The organism is Mediterraneibacter sp. ICN-202921, from assembly GCF_037890075.1.
Taxonomy (GTDB): domain Bacteria; phylum Bacillota; class Clostridia; order Lachnospirales; family Lachnospiraceae; genus Mediterraneibacter; species Mediterraneibacter massiliensis.
Genome location: NZ_JBBKBE010000001.1, coordinates 157,081 through 174,312, shown reverse-complemented (window position 1 = coordinate 174,312; position 17,232 = coordinate 157,081). Strand labels below are relative to the sequence as shown.

Here is a 17,232-nt window from a genome sequence, read left to right as displayed (position 1 = left end):
ATCCATTTTAGAATTGGAGGGAATATATGATGAAGGGAAGCATGAGTACAGAATTGGGAGTGATCACTGTAAATCCAGATGTCATTGCTAAATATGCCGGTTCCATGGCAGTAGAATGTTTCGGGATCGTGGGCATGGCAGCGGTGAATATGAAAGATGGTCTCGTAAGGCTGCTGAAAAAAGAGAGTCTGACCCATGGAATCCAGGTGGAGATTACAGAGGACAACATTCTGACGCTGGATTTTCATGTTATTGTAGCATACGGGGTGAATATCCTGTCTGTTTCTGATAATCTTATGAATAATGTGAAATATAAGGTGGAGGAGTTCACCGGTATGACAGTAGATAAAATAAACATCTTCGTTGAAGGTGTCAGAGTGATTGATTAAGGAGGATACTTATCGTGGGTATTAAAACGATAGATACAAGCATGCTTCAAAAGATGTTTCTTGCCGGCGCGGCAAATTTAGAAGCAAAAAAGGAATTCATTAATGAATTAAATGTCTTTCCGGTTCCGGACGGAGATACAGGAACGAATATGACACTGACGATCATGTCAGCGGCTAAGGAGGTAAGCGCGCTTGAAAAAGCGGATATGAATTCTGTCTCTAAAGCGATCTCTTCTGGCTCTTTGCGGGGAGCAAGAGGAAATTCGGGTGTGATCTTGTCGCAGCTTTTGAGAGGATTTACAAAAGAAATCAGGGAGTGTCAAGAAATTAATGTTCCTATTTTGGCAAAAGCATGCGAGAGAGCTACAATGACTGCCTACAAGGCGGTTATGAAGCCGAAAGAAGGAACGATACTGACTGTAGCAAAGGGGATTGCGCAGAAGGCAGCCGAACTGGCGGAGACAACAGATGATCTGGAAATCTTTCTTCCAGAAGTACTTTCACATGCGAAGGATGTGCTCGCACAGACGCCGGAACTTCTCCCGGTACTGAAAGAAGCAGGCGTTGTAGATTCCGGGGGACAAGGACTTTTAGAAGTGTTAAATGGCGCTTACGACGCTTTTCTTGGAAAAGAGATTGATTATTCTAAAATAGCTTCTGGCAGCGGCGCTAAGATTGTAAAACCGTCCTCTCAGGCGGAAGCAGACATTAAATTTGGTTACTGTACGGAATTTATTATTCTGACAGAAAAAGCTTTTGTGGAAAAGGATGAGACAGAATTCAAGGGATATTTAGAGTCTATTGGAGATTCCATTGTTTGTGTAGCAGACGATGATATCGTAAAGATCCATGTACACACGAACGATCCCGGACTTGCTATCCAGAAGGCGCTTACGTATGGACAGCTTTCACGCATAAAAATTGACAATATGCGGGAAGAACATCAGGAAAAGCTGATCAGAGACGCGGAAAAAGTCGCGGCACAGCAAAAGAAACAAGAACCACGTAAATCAGTTGGATTTATTGCGGTGTCCATCGGAGACGGCATGAATGATATTTTCCGTGAATTAGGAGTGGATTATATTATCGAAGGCGGACAGACGATGAATCCGAGCACGGAGGATATGCTAACAGCTATCGACAATGTCAATGCAGACCATATTTTTATCCTTCCTAATAATAAAAATATCATTTTAGCGGCGAACCAAGCACAGTCGCTTACAAAAGATAAAGATATCCTTGTGATCCCAACCAAAACGGTTCCGCAGGGCATCACGGCGGTGATAAATTATATGCCGGAGGCAGACGTTGATACAAATATGGAAGTGATGAGCGAGGGGATTGCAAATGTAAAAACAGGACAGATCACTTACGCGGTGAGAGACACGAAGATTGACGATAAAGAGATCCATGAAGGAGATATCATGGGAATCGGAGATGCGGGAATTCTTTCCGTAGGGGAGTCTGTAGAGCAGACTGCAAAAGAAATGCTTGCCCTTTTAGTGGACGATGAATCAGAATTGATCAGTCTGTATTATGGTCAAGACATTTTGGAAGAAGATGCAGTCAGGTTCGCAAAAGAAGTAGAAGAGCTTTATCCGGACGTAGATGTGGATATGCATGCAGGAGGACAGCCGATCTACTATTACGTGCTCTCTGTGGAGTAAGCCGATGGATATAAATTCCAGGATTAGTGCTTTAAAGGGTGTAGGAGAAAAGACAGAGAAATTGTTTGCTAAATTAGGTGTCCATACAATACAGGAACTTCTTTCTTTTTACCCACGTAGTTATGAAGTGTATGAAAAGCCGGTGCCGATCAAAGAGGCAGAAGAAGGAAAGACGGTCACGATATCCGGCGTGATCTTTGGCAGAGTGATGACAGGAGGCAGCCGCTCCCTGCAGATCACAACACTCCACGTCAAAGATTTGACGGGAACGATGAAAGTAGTCTGGTTTCGCATGCCATTTTTGAAAAGTACACTGTCAAAAGGTGGAACAGTTACCCTGCGGGGGCGGGTCGTAAAGCGAAAAGGGCAGATTCTGATGGAACATCCGGAGTTTTTTTATCCGGCTTGTGATTACGAAAAAAAATTAGATACTCTGCAGCCGGTCTATTCTTTAACTGCGGGTCTTACAAATAATATGATAGGAAAACTTGTGAAACAGGCAATGGGTGTTTTGGATGACAAGTGGGACTTCCTGCCTGAAGAAATCCGCAGGAAATATGAATTGGCCGGTTATGCAGAGGCTGTAAAAGAGATGCATTTTCCTAGAGAAAAGGCATCTTTTTATCATGCCAGGAAGCGGATCGTCTTTGATGAGTTCCTGATATTTATCTTGTCTTTACGACAGGGAAAAAATAGAGAAGATCGGGCTGTAAATTCGTTTTGTTTTAAAAAGTGTCCTGAAATAGACGTTTTTTTGCATTCTCTTCCGTATGAATTGACAAGTGCGCAGAAAAGGGTATGGAAAGAAATATACAAGGATCTGGGGAGCAGACATGTAATGTCTAGATTGGTACAAGGTGATGTAGGGTCAGGAAAAACGATCGTAGCGGTGCTGGGTCTTTTATATGCAGCGCTAAATGGTTATCAGGGGGCACTTATGGCGCCTACGGAAGTTCTTGCTCGTCAACATTATGCAAATATTACCAATATGTTGGAGCAATACGGTTTTTCTGTAACAGCAGAGCTTCTGACGGGTTCTATGAGCGCAAAAGAAAAACGGCTTGCCTACGAGCGTATTGAGAACGGGAAAGCAGCAATCATTATAGGCACGCATGCATTGATACAAGAGAGGGTAATCTATCATGATCTTGCTTTGGTGATAACGGACGAGCAGCACCGGTTTGGAGTAAAGCAAAGAGAAGCATTGGCAGGAAAAGGGCGGCTGCCTCATATTCTTGTTATGAGCGCAACGCCGATCCCGCGTACACTTGCTATCATCCTGTATGGTGACCTGGATATTTCGGTGATCGACGAACTGCCTAAAAACAGGCTTCCCATCAAAAACTGTGTAGTAGATACTAGTTACAGAAATACAGCCTATGCATTTATGAAAAAACAGATAGCAGCCGGGCGGCAATGTTATATTATATGTCCTATGGTAGAAGAAAGTGAACATCTTGAAATGGAGAATGTGCTGGATTATGCTGCGGAACTAAGAGATATTATGGGAGCGAATATCCAAATCGGCGTATTGCATGGCAGAATGAAACCGGCAGAAAAAGAGGAAATCATGGAAGCATTCGCAAAAAATGAGATCCAAGTGCTTGTATCTACTACCGTAGTCGAAGTCGGGATCGATGTTCCCAATGCCACCGTGATCATGATCGAAAATGCAGAACGATTTGGACTTGCACAGCTCCATCAGCTGCGAGGCAGGGTAGGACGTGGGAATGAACAGTCCTATTGTATATTTATGAGTGCCTCAAAAACAAAAGAAACAAAAGCACGTTTAGATATATTGAACCATTCTAATGATGGATTTTATATTGCAGGTGAGGATTTAAAACTGCGTGGTCCCGGAGATTTATTTGGAATTCGACAGAGCGGAATGTTGGATTTTAAGGTGGCAGATATTTTTCAGGATGCCAGCCTGCTAAAGCAGGCAAGTGAAGCGGCCGACAGTATTCTGGAGGCCGATCCTTCTCTACATAAAGAAAGTTTGCGCAGGTTAAAAATAGTTCTGCAAAAATATATGTCGGAAGCTATGTTGGAAACAACTCTTTGAAAATTGCAGGAAGTGACAAAAAAGGAAGGAATTTCTAGTGTAAAAGAATAAAACCTCCATATACTATGGTTGTAACTTAAAAAAAGTTACAAATACTTGAGACGTAACGAAACGTTACAAAAAAGTTGCAAAAGGAGGAAAAGTAACATGGCAAATCGTTCATCTAACAGAGCAGCAGTACCGGAAGCCAAAGGCGCGCTGGACAAATTTAAGTATGAGGTAGCAAATGAATTGGGAGTACCACTTACTGACGGATACAACGGAGATCTTACTTCCAAGCAGAATGGTTCCGTTGGCGGTTATATGGTCAAGAAAATGATCGAACAGCAGGAAAAACAGATGGCTGGCAAATAAGTATTTTTTATAGAGGAAAGCACTTAGGAATTGACCTGAGTGCTTTTTTCTGCTAAAATTCACCATAGTTAAAACTCCACAGTGAAAGCGGGAGGTTGCATATGAGAGTGATCGCAGGCAGTGCGAAAAGAGCACAGTTAAAGACTTTGGATGGAATGGATACGAGACCTACAACGGACAGGATCAAAGAGACATTGTTCAATATGATCGCGCCAGGTCTCTATGATTGTATCTTCCTGGATCTGTTCAGCGGCAGCGGCGGCATAGGAATAGAAGCACTAAGCCGGGGAGCAAAAGAAGCTGTCTTTGTGGAACAGAATCCAAAAGCGATGGAGTGTATCAAATATAATTTGAAAACGACCCGTTTGGAAGGCAAAGCGCTGACGCTTACAAAAGATGTTATGACAGCGTTATACCAGTTGGAAGGTGAAAAGACGTTTGATTATATTTTCATGGATCCACCGTATCATCAGGGATTAGAGGAGAAAGTACTTCATTATTTAAAAGATTCTGAACTGGTATATGACGATACACTGCTGATCGTCGAAGCAGCAAAAGAGACCGATTTTTCCTATGTGGAAGAATATGGATACGAGATTATAAAAATAAAAGAATATAAAACTAATAAACACGTTTTTTTAGAACGTGCCGGAAAGGAAGAAGTATGCTAAGAGCAATTTATCCCGGAAGTTTTGATCCGGTTACATATGGACATTTGGATGTCATCCGCAGATCCTGCAAAATCGTGGACGAATTAATTGTCGGTGTATTAAATAATAATGCGAAAATGCCGTTGTTTTCTGTAGAAGAACGTGTTAAAATGTTAAAAGAAGTGACAAAAGACTTGACAAATGTAAAGATTGTTCCTTTTCATGGGTTGTTGATCGACTTTGCCAGAGAAACCGGGGCAGATGTCGTGATCAGGGGATTGAGGGCAATCACAGATTTTGAATATGAGTTACAGATGTCACAGACAAATCACAAGTTGGAACCAAATGTTGAGACGATGTTTCTGACGACCAGTATTGAATATTCTTATTTGAGTTCTACGACAGTGAAGGAGATTGCCGCTTTTGGGGGAGATATCACACAATTTGTGCCGGAAGCGGTGGCTGTTAAATTAAGGGAAAAGATGAACGCAAAAGGAGAGTGTAATAATGAGTAGCCGTATTGAACAGATTATTGAGGAAATCGAAGAATATATTGACAGAGACTGTAAATTCCAGCCATTATCGACAACGAAGATTATTGTAAACAAGGAGCACCTGGATGAGCTTCTGAGAGAACTCCGTATGAAGACACCGGATGAGATTAAGCGTTATCAGAAGATCATCAGTAATCGGGATGCTATCCTGGCGGATGCAAAAGCGAAGGCAGACGCGATGATCGAGGAAGCACAGGTACAGACAACAGAACTTGTCAGTGAACATGAGATCATGCAGCAGGCATATGCACAGGCAAATGAGATTGTGACGCAGGCGACGGCACAGGCGCAGGAGATCATAGACAATGCCACATCTGATGCGAATGCGATCCGGATCGGAGCGATCCAGTATACAGATGATCTGCTTGCAAATGCGGAAAGTATCATCGGACATACACTGGATAGTTATGCAACGAAGTATGATGGTCTGATAAATTCTTTGCAGGAATGTTATGATACAGTGCGTTCCAATCGTGCTGAATTGGAAATACCAGATGAAAATGCACAGGACTATCCGGAACAGAACAGCTTGGAAAATATGTAAAAGTTAAAGTATAGAATTTTTTACTAAGAGATAAATAAATGCCAGTAGACTGGCTGCCAACGAGGCAGCCAGTTTTTCTATGATATAAGGAAGTAAGGGGATCCCGGTTTTCTGTATCATACATTGCGTTTGGGCGACTGAGCAGAAGCCGCCGAATGATGTGAGGGCAAGGATTGCCGGATATTCTATCATAAATGGAAGAGAATATCGGTGCAGCATCAAAATTCCATTTGTAACTTCCAAGGTTGGGAGCGCAAAATCAAAAAGTGGATTTTTCCACGGAAATTCCTGCAGAAGTGTTAGAATAACGGAAAAGAGTATGATATAGCCTCCGACTTTTACAATAGTCTCAAAACTATTCATCATACAGGAATCCAACATAGAAAAATCCAGCGTTTTCTTTTTACAATCTCTTTTCTCGATGTTTTGAAAAGCAGACTGGTCCTTTAAGTAAAAACGACGTGTCACAAAGCTTACGAATATAGGAGCGGTCAGAAGGATCAGAAACGTAGGAAGGGCGAATTCCTCTTTTCCCAGGGTTTTCCATACAATAAAATTAAGGATGAATACAGGACTTGTATTATTACAAAAAGATAAAAGATATTTTCCTTCTGCTTCGGTGATCTTATGTGAAATAACGAGATCGGCTGCCATTTTCGCACCCATCGGATAACCACACAGGAAACCGATAAGCAGTACAAAACTTCCGTTATCTGATACGCGAAAAAGAAAACGTAGAGGACCGGCTATACTCTGGGCAATATAGTGGATACTGTCTGTTAAAAGTAAAAGATTGGTGATAAGAAGAAAGGGAAATAATGTGGGGAAAATAATCTGGAACCATAGCAGAAGGCCTTCGCTTGCACCATTGAAGACTGCTTTTGGAAATGCAAGCATGGCTACAAATGTAAAAATACATAAAATGATCGAAATATATCGTTTTGTCATAGATAGTGCCTTCCTTTCCCGTGTTCATGCCATGCAGGAGGTTCCCCTTTCTGGAGTTGGACGTAGGATGCCCCCTTCTCTTGATATATGAAGCAGTATGCTTTTTTATGCTGTATTGCAGATATATTTATAAAAGTCTTGCAAGGAACATATAGTAAAATAAAAAGAGGTTTTTTTGAAAAGAAATCGAGTAAAACGGTATCTGATTTTTAATTTCTGTCTTCTTCTATTTCTATCCACCGCATTTCACAATCTGAGGGAACATGCGGCATTAAGCAGGCTTTCCGAGACAACGGCCGCAACAGAAAAATTTCGTTCTCAGCCGGTTGATACACAGATGCAGAAACAGATACAAAATATGGAAGAGCCAGGAGAAGTCCTGGCGCTGTACTGGCTGGAACAAGACTTTGAGACGAAACAGGCAGCTAAGATGCCGACTGTGGAGAAGTTAAAGGATACAAAAGAAAAGTGGGAAAAAGCGAAAGGCTGGGATACATATAATAAAGCATGCAAAGCAATATGGGATGATTTAGAATATTTTCCGATCCCAGAAGCTTCCAACCATTCTCATGTAGCAGTCACATTTGAAAATTCGTGGATGTTTTCACGCAGCTACAAAGGGGAGAGAGGGCATGAGGGGACAGATATCATGCCTACAGTAGACAAACGGGGATACTATCCGGTCATCAGTATGACGGACGGTGTGGTAAGACAGAAAGGCTGGCTGGAACTAGGTGGCTGGCGGCTGGGGATTGAAACGGAAAAAGGTGCCTATTTTTACTATGCGCATATGGATTCCTATGCGGACATTGAGGAGGGAGATATAGTACATGCAGGAGATCTCCTTGGATATATGGGGGATACGGGGTACGGCAAAAAAGAAGGAACAAAAGGAAATTTTCCGGTGCATCTCCATGTAGGAATTTATTTGAATGTAGATGGAAAGGAGATCAGTATCAATCCTTATCCGGCATTGAAGTATTTGGAATCACGTAAGATCTCCTGTGTGTATTAGCGCATGGGTAGTTTTATGGATGGTTTTATGCTATAATCATTCACGTGTGGAGGAAAAAAGATGAATTTACCCAAATTATTTGAAGAAAAGATGCAGACGCTTTTAGGTGCTGACTATGAAAAGTATATACAGTGTTTTGAGGAAGAACGGCATTATGGTCTGCGTGTCAATACAAACAAGATTTCTGTAGAAGACTTTTTGAAAATCGCCCCCTGGCATTTAGAGCCGATCCCCTGGATACATAATGGTTTTTATTATGATGGTGAAGTGGTACAGCCGGCAAAGCATCCGTACTATTTTGCCGGACTCTACTATCTGCAGGAACCAAGCGCAATGACACCGGCGGACAGACTTCCGATCTGCCCGGGAGATAAAGTACTGGATGTCTGTGCGGCTCCGGGAGGGAAAGCTACGGAGTTGGGAGCACGATTAAAAGGGGAAGGACTTTTGGCTGCAAACGATATCAGTTCATCCAGAGCTAAGGGGCTTTTAAAGAACCTGGAACTATTCGGAATCGGGAATCTGCTTATATTAAATGAAGAGCCTGGTAATTTGACAAAAATATTTGCAGAATATTTTGATAAAATACTGATCGATGCGCCTTGTTCCGGAGAAGGGATGTTCCGCAAAGATAAAAAAATGATAAAAGCATGGGAAGAACACGGACCGTCCTACTTTTCTAAAATACAGAAGAATATCATCATGCAGGCGGCTTCCATGCTGCGTCCCGGGGGAATGATGCTGTATTCCACCTGTACGTTTGACCGCAGCGAAAATGAACAGGTGATCGCCTGTCTGTTAGAGCAGTGCCCGGAATTTGAACTATGTGAAATAGACGGATATGACGGTTTTTCTCCAGGTATTCCAAAAGGAGCAGAAGAAGAAAATCTAAATCTTAATAAAACGGTGCGTATTTTCCCGCATCGTATGAAGGGAGAAGGACATTTTCTGGCATTACTCAAGAAAAAAGAGAGGGGTTTTGAAGACGATAAGTCTCAAAAAGGGCATGCACTTTCCGGAAAGCTGCCGGAAGAATTAGAGGAGTTTCTTCAATTGGTGAAACGATCCTTTGACAGAAGCAGATTTGAAATCAATAACGGGAAAGTCTATTATATGCCTACAGGGCTTCCTAAGATGCAAAAGTTGCGATTCCTTCGTACAGGATTGTTCTTGGGAGAAGTAAAGAAGAAACGTTTTGAACCAAGTCAGGCGTTTGCGATGAACTTAAAAAAAGAGGAATATCCGTTTGTTTTAAATTTTCCCTGTACAGACGAACGTGTCATTAAGTATTTAAAAGGAGAGACACTAGATGTTTCCGACCTTGTCCAGGAGAATGATAAAGGCTGGTATCTTGTCTGTGTGGATGGATATTCTCTCGGATTCGGAAAATTATTAAGCGGTATGCTCAAAAACAAATACTTGCCGGGATGGCGCTGGCAGTCATCCAGATAGAGAATAGATACAAGAAAAGGAAAACAGCATATGAAAATAAGACTGGACAAATACCTTGCGGATATGACTGCCGCTGCAAGAAGCGAAGTAAAAAAGCAGATTGCGAAAGGTCTGGTGAAAGTAGACGGTCAGACTGTCCGAAGACCGGAGGCAAAGGTTGATACAAAAGAAAGTATTGTATGTCTGGAGGGAACTCAGATTTCTTATACTTCTTTTGTATATTATATGATGAATAAGCCGTCGGGCGTAGTATCTGCGACACAGGATAAAAGCGAAAAGACAGTACTTTCCCTTATGGAAGCTCCAAGAAAAGATCTGTTCCCAGCCGGCAGGCTGGACAAGGATACGGAAGGACTTCTTTTGCTTACCAACGACGGCGGATTTGCGCATCGCATACTTTCTCCCAAAAAGCATGTAGACAAAATCTATTATGCCAAAATAGAAGGTCCGGTAACAGAGGCAGATGTAGATGTATTTGCAGAGGGAATGGATATTGGAGAAAAAAGGCGAACGTTGCCGGGAAAGCTAAAAATCCTTTTTTCCGGTGAGATTTCAGAAATTGAACTGACCATACAGGAAGGAAAATTCCATCAGGTAAAGCGAATGTTCCAAGCCATTGGAAAAAGAGTGCTGTATTTAAAACGTATACAGATGGGCAATCTGCGATTGGATGAGACATTGAAGCCGGGGGAATACCGGGAATTGACAGAGGAAGAAAAGGAAAAGTTATGTTAAAAAAGAAAAAAGCAGTGATCTTTGATATGGATGGATCTTTGGTAGATTCTATGTGGATCTGGCCGGAAGTGGATAGAAAATACGTACAGAAGTACCACCTTACCTTACCGGAAGATTTTCACAGGGCAATTGAAGGGAAAAGTTATACAGAAACAGCGCTGTATTTCGTAGACACCTTTCCTAACCTGCATAAAACCGTGGAGGAAGTGCAGGCAGAATGGATAGAGATGACAATGGAACTGTATAAGACAAAGGTTCTTTTAAAACCAGGGGCAAAAGAATTTTTGGATAAAATGAAAGAGCGACATATACTTCTCGGGATCGCCACCAGCAATGCGAGAACTCTTGCGGAGGCGGCGCTTAAAGCACTGGATATAGACTGGTATTTTCAGTCAGTCAAGACTTCCTGCGAGGTGCCTTGCGGAAAGCCAAGCCCGGATATCTATTTGCAAGTGGCAAAGGAACTGCAGGTTTCGCCTGAAGCGTGCCTCGTATTTGAAGATATACCAAATGGAATACGAGCCGGAAAGAATGCGGGCATGGAAGTATGTGCAGTGGATGACGCGTTTTCCCGCCCGCTCACAGATGAAAAAAAGGAGCTTGCGGATTATTTCATTCATGACTATTTTGAAATATTCCAGGATACCTATGAAAGATGTTTTTAAAAAGTGGTAAAACACAGGGAGTATAAAGATGAACCGGGAATTTTTGCCGATATGCAGACAGGATATGGAGAAAAGAGGCTGGAAATATGTAGATTTTGTTTATGTCATTGGGGATGCTTATGTCGATCATCCTTCTTTTGGACATGCGATCATCAGCCGGCTTCTGGAAGCACATGGATATAAAGTCGGAATCCTTTCGCAGCCAGATTGGAAAAAGAAAGAGAGTATTATGGAATACGGGAAACCCCGTCTTGCATTTCTTGTATCGGCGGGCAATATGGATTCTATGGTCAACCATTATTCTGTATCTGGAAAAAGACGAAAGAAAGATGCTTATACTCCCGGCGGAGAAATCGGAAAACGGCCAGATTACGCGACGGCTGTGTATGGCAATCTGATCCGGCAGGCATATAAAGACGTGCCGATTATTTTAGGCGGCATAGAAGCGAGCCTGAGGCGGCTCGCTCACTATGATTACTGGTCGGACAGGCTCAGACGTTCCATTTTATTAGATTCCGCCGCAGACATGATCTCTTATGGCATGGGAGAACATTCTATCTTAGAGATCGCAGAAGGATTAGATGCAGGAATTGCGGTACAGGATCTGACTTATATTGATGGGACGGTTGTCAAAGTATCTTCGATAGATGCTGTCTATGACTATGTTGCCCTGCCTTCCTTTGAGAAAATGAAAACAGATAAAAAGCAGTATGCACAGAGTTTCTACACACAGTACTGTAATACGGATCCGTTTACAGGAAAACGTCTTGTGGAAAAGTATAGTGAACATGTATATGTTCTGCAAAATCCTCCCTCCAAACCGCTTACTGAGATGGAAATGGATGATGTGTATGCACTGCCCTATATGCGTACTTTCCATCCATCCTATAAAGAAGCGGGAGGGATTCCAGCGATTGCAGAAGTGAAATTCAGCCTGATCAGCAATCGAGGCTGCTTTGGCGGCTGTAATTTTTGTGCGCTGACTTTCCATCAGGGTAGGATCATACAGACGAGAAGTCATGAATCTCTGCTCACAGAAGCAAAAATACTTACCCAAGAAAAGGAATTTAAGGGTTATATCCATGATGTGGGAGGTCCTACGGCGGATTTCAGACATCCGGCATGTAAAAAACAGCTGCGTGTGGGAACTTGCAAGGACAGGCAGTGTCTGTTTCCTTCTCCTTGTAAAAATTTAGATGCCAGCCATAAAAACTATATACAGTTACTAAAAAAATTAAGAAATATACCAAAAGTGAAAAAAGTATTTATACGTTCCGGTATTCGGTTTGACTATGTACTTGCAGAAAAAGACCAGTCGTTTTTAAAAGAACTGTGTGAGCATCATGTGAGCGGGCAATTAAAAGTAGCCCCGGAACATGTCTCAGATACTGTGCTTCATATGATGGGGAAGCCAAAGAACAGTGTATATCGGGAATTTATAAAAGAATACACAGAAATGAACAAACGATTAAACAAGGAGCAGTATCTTGTCCCTTACTTAATGTCCTCACATCCTGGTTCTTCACTGAAAGAAGCAGTAGAGTTGGCAGAGTACTGTAGGGACTTAGGGTATATGCCGGAACAAGTACAAGATTTTTATCCGACGCCTTCTACGATATCGACTTGTATGTATTATACAGGTTTGGATCCACGAACGATGAAAGAGGTCTATGTTCCGCGTTCTCCTCATGAAAAAGCAATGCAGCGGGCGCTGATACAATACAGAAGGCCAGAAAATTATGAATTGGTTTATGAAGCACTGAAAAAAGCAGGCAGAACTGATCTGATCGGATTTGGTCCGCAGTGTCTGATCGCGCCAAGACGGATAAAGAATAAACAGGATAAAGGAAAGGAACAGCCAAAGGCGGGAAGAAATACGGAATTCAAAAACAGGAGGAAAAAGACGATACGCAATACGCACAGAAAGAAGGGAACTAGATGAAAATCGGGATCATAACAGGCGCCTCTTCCGGTATAGGAAGAGAATTTGCAAGACAAATGGAGTATTTTTATCAAACACTAGATGAAATATGGGTGATCGCCAGACGGAAGGAAAAGCTTCTCGCACTTTCGGCACAGATACGTGTCCCGGTGCGGATTTTTAACGGGGATCTGACAGAAAAAGAAATATATACAGAATTGAGCAATCTTTTGGAAACTGAAAAACCGGATATCCGTATGTTAGTCAATGCAGCCGGTTTCGGAAAGTCTGGAAACGCAGAAGATATACGGCGAAAAGAAGCAGGATGTCAGAGCCGTATGATAGACTTAAACTGCCGTGCATTGACAGAAATGACTTTTGTATGTCTGCCATATATGTCAGCAGGAAGCCGGATCTTAAACATTGCGTCCGCCGCCGCATTTTGTCCGCAGCCCGGATTTGCCGTATATGCGGCGACAAAAGCCTATGTGCTGAGTTTTTCCAGAGCATTGGGAGAAGAAGTAAAAAACAGAAGAATCTATGTTACAGCCGTATGTCCGGGACCGGTAGATACGGAATTTTTTGAAACAGCGGGCAGACCGGAAAGTTTCCTAAAAGAAAAAGTCATGGCAGAAGCGCCGCAGGTGGTACGAAAAGCGCTTTTGGACAGCCGCGCCAGGAAATCTTTGTCTATATATGGACTTCCTATGAAGGGAGCGCAGATAGCGGCGAAGGTCTTGCCGCACCGTCTTGTGTTAAAACTAGAACAAATTGGGAGAAAGTAAGGAGTCATACAGATGAAAAGAGTACAAAAAGGTACCCCGGGATTTTTAGATTATAAAAGAAAAGTAGAGATTCTGCGCACCATTATTTACTTTGGGATCGTGCTTTTGATTTTTCTGCTCGGATACAGCCAGACACATACACGGCTGAATATGCTTACAGTAGTAGCCGTGCTTGGCTGTCTGCCTGCTTCTAAAGCACTGGTAGGGGTCATCAGCAGATTTCCATACCATTCGGTCAAGGAAAATCTGGTAAAAGAGGTGAAAGCTGTCACTACACATCTGACAGTTGGTTATGATATGATTATCACGAGCCGTGAAAAGATCATGCCCATAGACTGCATTGTCATATCCGGGCATACTGTTTTTGGCTATACGCACTACAGTAAAGTAAATGTGCAGGAGGCTTCCAGATATATACGGAGTATCCTGGTTGAAAATCAGTTTTCCAATGCCAATGTAAAAATTTTAAATCAGTATAAGGCTTTCTTGGCACGGGCAGAAGGTCTTAACAATATCGCAGCTGTAGAAAAAAAAGATACAAAGGAAACGGAAGCGCGTATTTTGCACACGATCTTAAATATTTCTATGTAGCGCAAACGACGGAAGAAAAAACGAAATGGGTGGAATATGAAAGAAATTTATATCAGTGAAAAGGAAGCGGGGCAGCGATTGGATAAACTACTTGGAAAGTATCTGAATACTGCTCCGAAGAGTTTCCTGTATAAAATGCTGCGCAAAAAGAACATCACACTGAACGGAAAAAAGGCCGCAGGAAACGAGAAGCTGTGTACGGGGGACAGAATAAAGTTTTTCCTATCAGAGGAAACCCTTTCGAAATTTTCCAATACACAGATACAATATACGGAGGGGAAATTGAATATCTTATATGAAGACAAAGACGTGCTTTTTATTAATAAGCCAGTCGGCATGCTGTCCCAGAAGGCGAAACCACAGGATGAGTCTCTCGTGGAACATATAGTCACCTATCTGTTGAAGAGTGGACAGCTAAAAGAAGAAGAACTTCTTACTTTTCGCCCCTCCATCTGCAATCGTCTGGACAGAAATACAAGTGGGATCATAGCAGCAGGAAAGACACTTGCTGCTTTGCAGCAGTTAAATGCTGGATTTAAGAAGAGGACTATACAGAAGCAGTATCTTTGTCTTGTAAAGGGACAGATCACTGCATCTGCGCATATACGAGGAGTACTTGTAAAGGACAGGACACATAATAAAGTAACAATCCTGCCTTTTAAAATAGACGAAGCACAGACGGATGTGTACAGAAAAGAAGAAGCTTATATTGAGACAGAATACCAGCCTATTGCTACAGCAGATGATTCTACACTTTTAAAGGTGCATCTGATCACTGGAAAAACTCACCAGATACGTGCGCATCTTGCGAGTATTGGACATCCGTTGATCGGCGATTATAAATACGGAGAATACAGGCTCAATGAACAGTATAAAAAAGAGTTTGGCTGTCAGTCACAGTTACTTCATGCTTATCAGCTTATCATGCCGGAATGTAAAGGAGAACTGCGGCATTTATCGGGAATGAAAATTACAGCGCCTCTTCCATCTCTTTTTGAGAAGGTGCTGCGTGCAAAAGGAGTGAACACAGATGGCGACATGGAATTCAAGAGGCCTTAGAGGTTCTGCGCTGGAAGACTTTGTCAATAGGACGAATGACCGATATGGGGAACTGGGACTAGCTCTGATACAGAAGATCCCTACGCCGATCACGCCTGTGAAGATAGATAAAGAGCAACGTCATATCACATTGGCATATTTTGATAAGATCAGTACGGTAGACTACATCGGTGCTGTGCAGGGTCTTCCTGTCTGTTTTGATGCAAAAGAATGTCATGCAGATACGTTCCCGCTTCAGAATATACATGAGCATCAGGTTTCTTTTATGGAGAAATTTGAAAGACAAGGCGGCATCTCTTTTCTTCTTCTCTATTTCAGTCATAGAAATGAACTATACTATATGCAGTTCAAAGAGATTTTGAAGTTTTGGAAGCGGGCAAAAGAAGGCGGTCGGAAAAGTTTTCGATATGAAGAATTAGATCCATCCTTTTTTATGGCGTTTAAAAATGGGTATTTCGTACCTTATCTGGATTATATCCAAAAGGATTTGGATAGCAGGGATTGACAGACAGAAAGAAAATTCGTATAATGACAGAAGCAATTTAATGTATTAGCACAGTAAAGTGAGGAGGCGGAACATGGAAGAAAAACTCCATACACCGGAAGGCGTCCGGGATATTTATAATAAAGAATGTAGGATAAAGCTTGCCTTGCAGGAAAAATTACAGGATACACTACACTTATACGGATATCAGGATATACAGACGCCGACATTTGAATATTTCGATGTATTTCGAAAAGAAATCGGTACGATTTCCGTGCAGGAACTTTATAAATTTTTTGATCGGGACGGCAATATCCTGGCGCTTCGTCCGGACATCACACCTTCTGTAGCACGCGCTGCGGCAACGTTGTTTGAGCCGGAGGACTTTCCAATCCGCCTGTGCTACACAGGAAATACATTTATCAATCATTCCAGCTACCAGGGAAGATTAAAGGAAAATACACAACTTGGAGCGGAATTGATCGGATTAGATTCAACTGCCGCAGATGCAGAGATGATCGCTATGGTGATCGATGGCCTGGAAAAGGTTGGTTTAAAAGAATTTCAAGTCAGCGTAGGGCATGTGGATTTTATCCAGAGTCTAATGGAAGCGACAGGTCTTACAAAAGAAAAGAAAGAAGAACTCCATTCCCTGATCGTAAACAGGAACTATTTCGGAGTGGAAGAAGTTTTGGATACATCGCATGTGAAAGGGAGCGTAAAAGAAGCATTCCGCATTCTGCCGGAACTGACAGGAGGACCGGAAATCATGGAGAAAGCGGCAAAGATCGCGCCTTCTGTCAACGCGCGACGGGCAATTGTAAGACTTCTCAAAATCTATAAGCTGCTTGTACTGTACGGAGTCGAAAAGCATATTACCTTTGATCTGAGCATGAGCGGAAGCTATGGATATTATACAGGGATCATATTCCGCGCTTATACGTATGGAACAGGGGATGCTGTCGTAAGGGGAGGGCGCTATGATCATCTTTTAGAAAAATTTGGAAAGAATACACCTTCTATTGGTTTTGCTATTATCATCGATGAATTGATGAGTGCTTTGAACCGACAGAAAATCCCGGTTGAAACAGGACATGTAAATCTGATCGTTTACACGGAAAATACGGAAAAATGGGCGCTTTCTCTGGCTAAGAGTTTCCGCGCAAAAGGAAAATGTATCAGTATGTATAAAAGAGAAGGCGCAGAAGAAAAAGAACATTTTATCCGGTACGGCAGAAGAATGAATGCGGTCAGTATACTATATTTGAGAGAAGATTTAAAGATTGAGATGATCAATTTAAAAACCGGCGAAGAAAAGATAGCAGACGCAGCCAAAAAAGCAGACTAAAAGGAG

The 17,232-nt window shown here is 42.2% G+C and carries 18 protein-coding genes; 17 read left to right on the top strand and 1 reads right to left on the bottom strand.

What is annotated here, in order from left to right; genetic code table 11:
- Nucleotides 1-29: 29 nt before the first annotated feature.
- The 7 genes from WKT01_RS00870 to WKT01_RS00840 all read left to right on the top strand — a co-directional run bounded on the left by WKT01_RS00870 (nucleotide 30) and on the right by WKT01_RS00840 (nucleotide 6,223).
- Nucleotides 30-389, top strand: a complete 360-nt coding sequence (locus WKT01_RS00870; protein ID WP_059070458.1) for an Asp23/Gls24 family envelope stress response protein — start codon at nucleotides 30-32, stop codon at nucleotides 387-389.
- Nucleotides 390-403: 14 nt separating this feature from the next.
- The gene (locus WKT01_RS00865) at nucleotides 404-2,056 is read left to right on the top strand and encodes a DAK2 domain-containing protein (RefSeq protein ID WP_059069577.1); all 1,653 of its coding nucleotides are present in this window, start codon (nucleotides 404-406) and stop codon (nucleotides 2,054-2,056) included.
- 4 nt (nucleotides 2,057-2,060) lie between these two features.
- Entirely contained in the window at nucleotides 2,061-4,121 is a 2,061-nt protein-coding gene (recG, locus tag WKT01_RS00860) for an ATP-dependent DNA helicase RecG (RefSeq protein WP_340311313.1), read from the top strand.
- 147 nt (nucleotides 4,122-4,268) lie between these two features.
- Nucleotides 4,269-4,475, top strand: a complete 207-nt coding sequence (locus WKT01_RS00855) for an alpha/beta-type small acid-soluble spore protein (protein WP_059069574.1) — start codon at nucleotides 4,269-4,271, stop codon at nucleotides 4,473-4,475.
- Between the two features lie 101 nt (nucleotides 4,476-4,576).
- Nucleotides 4,577-5,146, top strand: a complete 570-nt coding sequence (gene rsmD, locus WKT01_RS00850; RefSeq protein ID WP_059069572.1) for a 16S rRNA (guanine(966)-N(2))-methyltransferase RsmD — start codon at nucleotides 4,577-4,579, stop codon at nucleotides 5,144-5,146.
- Entirely contained in the window at nucleotides 5,140-5,640 is a 501-nt protein-coding gene (gene coaD / locus WKT01_RS00845; protein ID WP_059069570.1) for a pantetheine-phosphate adenylyltransferase, read from the top strand. The genes rsmD and coaD overlap by 7 nt, the downstream gene beginning before the upstream one ends.
- Entirely contained in the window at nucleotides 5,633-6,223 is a 591-nt protein-coding gene (locus tag WKT01_RS00840) for a hypothetical protein (protein ID WP_059069568.1), read from the top strand. The genes coaD and WKT01_RS00840 overlap by 8 nt, the downstream gene beginning before the upstream one ends.
- A gap of 3 nt (nucleotides 6,224-6,226) precedes the next feature.
- Here WKT01_RS00840 and WKT01_RS00835 read toward each other — a convergent pair whose 3' ends face one another.
- The gene (locus tag WKT01_RS00835) at nucleotides 6,227-7,171 is read right to left on the bottom strand and encodes a transporter (protein WP_117974209.1); all 945 of its coding nucleotides are present in this window, start codon (nucleotides 7,169-7,171) and stop codon (nucleotides 6,227-6,229) included.
- A 175-nt stretch (nucleotides 7,172-7,346) separates the two neighbouring features.
- Between WKT01_RS00835 and WKT01_RS00830 the strand changes: the two genes are divergently transcribed.
- The 10 genes from WKT01_RS00830 (at nucleotide 7,347) to hisZ (ending at nucleotide 17,226) form a co-directional block, all read left to right on the top strand.
- On the top strand, nucleotides 7,347-8,186 hold the full coding sequence (locus tag WKT01_RS00830; RefSeq protein ID WP_270394701.1) for a M23 family metallopeptidase: 840 nt from the start codon (nucleotides 7,347-7,349) through the stop codon (nucleotides 8,184-8,186).
- Nucleotides 8,187-8,246: 60 nt separating this feature from the next.
- Complete coding sequence (locus tag WKT01_RS00825; protein WP_059069562.1) at nucleotides 8,247-9,638, top strand: RsmF rRNA methyltransferase first C-terminal domain-containing protein; 1,392 nt, start codon at nucleotides 8,247-8,249, stop codon at nucleotides 9,636-9,638.
- 30 nt (nucleotides 9,639-9,668) lie between these two features.
- The gene (locus WKT01_RS00820; RefSeq protein ID WP_059069560.1) at nucleotides 9,669-10,373 is read left to right on the top strand and encodes a pseudouridine synthase; all 705 of its coding nucleotides are present in this window, start codon (nucleotides 9,669-9,671) and stop codon (nucleotides 10,371-10,373) included.
- Nucleotides 10,367-11,038 (top strand): HAD family hydrolase, encoded by a 672-nt coding sequence (locus WKT01_RS00815; protein ID WP_059069558.1) that lies wholly within the window; start codon nucleotides 10,367-10,369, stop codon nucleotides 11,036-11,038. Before WKT01_RS00820 ends, WKT01_RS00815 begins: the two co-directional genes overlap by 7 nt.
- Before the next feature lie 28 nt (nucleotides 11,039-11,066).
- The gene (locus tag WKT01_RS00810) at nucleotides 11,067-12,980 is read left to right on the top strand and encodes a YgiQ family radical SAM protein (protein ID WP_059069556.1); all 1,914 of its coding nucleotides are present in this window, start codon (nucleotides 11,067-11,069) and stop codon (nucleotides 12,978-12,980) included.
- Nucleotides 12,977-13,744 carry an SDR family NAD(P)-dependent oxidoreductase gene (locus WKT01_RS00805; protein WP_267303993.1) on the top strand — a complete coding sequence of 256 codons (768 nt, stop codon included), beginning with the start codon at nucleotides 12,977-12,979 and terminating at the stop codon, nucleotides 13,742-13,744. The genes WKT01_RS00810 and WKT01_RS00805 overlap by 4 nt, the downstream gene beginning before the upstream one ends.
- Nucleotides 13,745-13,756: 12 nt before the next feature.
- Nucleotides 13,757-14,335, top strand: coding sequence for a hypothetical protein (locus WKT01_RS00800; protein WP_117974215.1), 579 nt, complete (start codon nucleotides 13,757-13,759; stop codon nucleotides 14,333-14,335).
- 36 nt (nucleotides 14,336-14,371) lie between these two features.
- Nucleotides 14,372-15,394 (top strand): RluA family pseudouridine synthase, encoded by a 1,023-nt coding sequence (locus WKT01_RS00795; RefSeq protein ID WP_059069550.1) that lies wholly within the window; start codon nucleotides 14,372-14,374, stop codon nucleotides 15,392-15,394.
- A complete protein-coding gene (locus WKT01_RS00790) occupies nucleotides 15,366-15,899 on the top strand; it encodes a Holliday junction resolvase RecU (protein ID WP_059069548.1) in 534 nt (177 codons plus the stop codon). Before WKT01_RS00795 ends, WKT01_RS00790 begins: the two co-directional genes overlap by 29 nt.
- 73 nt (nucleotides 15,900-15,972) lie before the next feature.
- Nucleotides 15,973-17,226, top strand: coding sequence for an ATP phosphoribosyltransferase regulatory subunit (gene hisZ, locus WKT01_RS00785; protein WP_117974217.1), 1,254 nt, complete (start codon nucleotides 15,973-15,975; stop codon nucleotides 17,224-17,226).
- The last annotated feature ends 6 nt before the right edge of the window (nucleotides 17,227-17,232 follow it).

Excerpts from the sequence above, each read along its gene's own strand:
- WKT01_RS00870 (WP_059070458.1), top strand. The coding sequence starts at position 30 with ATGAAGGGAAGCATGAGTACAGAATTGGGAGTGATCACTGTAAATCCA.
- recG (WP_340311313.1), top strand. The coding sequence starts at position 2,061 with ATGGATATAAATTCCAGGATTAGTGCTTTAAAGGGTGTAGGAGAAAAG.
- WKT01_RS00855 (WP_059069574.1), top strand. The coding sequence starts at position 4,269 with ATGGCAAATCGTTCATCTAACAGAGCAGCAGTACCGGAAGCCAAAGGC.
- rsmD (WP_059069572.1), top strand. The coding sequence starts at position 4,577 with ATGAGAGTGATCGCAGGCAGTGCGAAAAGAGCACAGTTAAAGACTTTG.
- coaD (WP_059069570.1), top strand. The coding sequence starts at position 5,140 with ATGCTAAGAGCAATTTATCCCGGAAGTTTTGATCCGGTTACATATGGA.
- WKT01_RS00840 (WP_059069568.1), top strand. The coding sequence starts at position 5,633 with ATGAGTAGCCGTATTGAACAGATTATTGAGGAAATCGAAGAATATATT.
- WKT01_RS00835 (WP_117974209.1), bottom strand. The coding sequence starts at position 7,171 with ATGACAAAACGATATATTTCGATCATTTTATGTATTTTTACATTTGTA.
- WKT01_RS00825 (WP_059069562.1), top strand. The coding sequence starts at position 8,247 with ATGAATTTACCCAAATTATTTGAAGAAAAGATGCAGACGCTTTTAGGT.
- WKT01_RS00820 (WP_059069560.1), top strand. The coding sequence starts at position 9,669 with ATGAAAATAAGACTGGACAAATACCTTGCGGATATGACTGCCGCTGCA.
- WKT01_RS00815 (WP_059069558.1), top strand. The coding sequence starts at position 10,367 with ATGTTAAAAAAGAAAAAAGCAGTGATCTTTGATATGGATGGATCTTTG.
- WKT01_RS00810 (WP_059069556.1), top strand. The coding sequence starts at position 11,067 with ATGAACCGGGAATTTTTGCCGATATGCAGACAGGATATGGAGAAAAGA.
- WKT01_RS00805 (WP_267303993.1), top strand. The coding sequence starts at position 12,977 with ATGAAAATCGGGATCATAACAGGCGCCTCTTCCGGTATAGGAAGAGAA.
- WKT01_RS00800 (WP_117974215.1), top strand. The coding sequence starts at position 13,757 with ATGAAAAGAGTACAAAAAGGTACCCCGGGATTTTTAGATTATAAAAGA.
- WKT01_RS00795 (WP_059069550.1), top strand. The coding sequence starts at position 14,372 with ATGAAAGAAATTTATATCAGTGAAAAGGAAGCGGGGCAGCGATTGGAT.
- WKT01_RS00790 (WP_059069548.1), top strand. The coding sequence starts at position 15,366 with ATGGCGACATGGAATTCAAGAGGCCTTAGAGGTTCTGCGCTGGAAGAC.
- hisZ (WP_117974217.1), top strand. The coding sequence starts at position 15,973 with ATGGAAGAAAAACTCCATACACCGGAAGGCGTCCGGGATATTTATAAT.